Source organism: Actinomadura sp. KC216, assembly GCF_004348535.1.
Taxonomy (GTDB): domain Bacteria; phylum Actinomycetota; class Actinomycetes; order Streptosporangiales; family Streptosporangiaceae; genus Spirillospora.
The window spans coordinates 1-1,176 of the sequence record NZ_SMJX01000640.1 but is presented as its reverse complement, the minus strand read 5'-3'; the positions used below and the strand labels follow the sequence as shown (position 1 = coordinate 1,176).

2 protein-coding genes are annotated in these 1,176 nt (G+C 69.6%); both read left to right on the top strand.

Features of this window, described 5'->3' with window-relative positions:
- The first annotated feature begins 72 nt into the window (after positions 1–72).
- Positions 73–669 carry a winged helix-turn-helix domain-containing protein gene (locus E1264_RS42725; protein WP_243711524.1) on the top strand — a complete coding sequence of 199 codons (597 nt, stop codon included), beginning with the start codon at positions 73–75 and terminating at the stop codon, positions 667–669.
- Positions 573–1,166 (top strand): IS630 family transposase, encoded by a 594-nt coding sequence (locus E1264_RS42720; protein ID WP_243711525.1) that lies wholly within the window; start codon positions 573–575, stop codon positions 1,164–1,166. Before E1264_RS42725 ends, E1264_RS42720 begins: the two co-directional genes overlap by 97 nt.
- Positions 1,167–1,176 lie beyond the last annotated feature (10 nt).

Genomic DNA, 1,176 nt, shown 5'->3' with positions numbered 1-1,176 from the left:
GCTAACCAGGGTTAATGGGTCATGGCGGTTTGGTGAGTGGACGGGCCGGTGGTGTGGGCGTATGCCGGTGGCATGGCCAGATACCCCCAGGGCGGCGGGATGACCGACGCGGGCCGTGAACGGCGAGAACAGGTTCGGATGCAGGCCACGCAGTGGTTCGGCGAGGGCCGGCCCAACGCGTGGATCGCCGCGCAGCTGCGGGTGGGGCTGCGGCAGGTGGAGAAGTGGCGGCAGGCCTGGCGCCAGGGCGGGCCGGAGGCGTTGCGGTCCAAGGGTCCGCATCGGCGGGCGCGGCTGGACCAGGCGGCGTTCGCACGGTTGGAGGCCGAGCTGAACCGCGGGCCGGCCGCGCACGGGTATGCCGATGACCAGCGCTGGACGCTGGGCCGGATCGCGCAACTGATCACCAGCCTGTTCGGGATCGAGTACACCCTGCCGGGGGTGTCGCTGCTGCTGCGCCGCAACGGCTGGTCGGTGCAGGTTCCCGGGCGCCGCGCGATCGAACGCGACGACCAGGCCATCGAGGTGTGGAAGACGCAGGTGTGGCCGCAGGTGGAACCACCGCGGGCGACCTGGGCGCCTGGATCTGCTTCCACGACGAGACAGGTCAAGGGCTCAGGCCGCCCCGCGGACGCTCCTGGTCCCGGCGGGGGCACCGGCCGCAGGTGAGGGTGCACGGCGGCGACCACGGCGGGCGGGTCTCGGTCGCCGGGATGGTCTGCTACCGGCCCGGGCGCCGGCCCCGGCTGATCTACCGGCTGCACCACTACCGCCGCCGCACAGGCGAACGCGCCGCCTTCACCCTGAACGAGTACAAAAGCATGCTGCAAGCCGCTCACCAGCAGTTACCCGGCGGGAAGATCGTGCTGGTCTGGGACAACCTGAACATCCACCACTCGGCCGCGATGCGCGCGTTCATCGACGCCCACGCCGACTGGCTCACGGTGTTCTACCTGCCCGCCTACGCCCCCGACCTCAACCCCGCCGAGAGCGTGTGGTCACTACTCAAGCGCTCCATGGCCAACTTTCTGGCCACCGACCTGGACCACCTCACCCGCATGATCAAGCACCGCCTCAAAGTGGTCCAGCACCACCCCGACGTGATCGATGGCTGCCTGACCACCACAGGCCTCACCCTCACCACCACACCCGCCAACACCAATTAATCCTGGTTAG

Excerpts from the sequence above, each read along its gene's own strand:
- E1264_RS42725 (WP_243711524.1), top strand. The coding sequence starts at position 73 with ATGGCCAGATACCCCCAGGGCGGCGGGATGACCGACGCGGGCCGTGAA.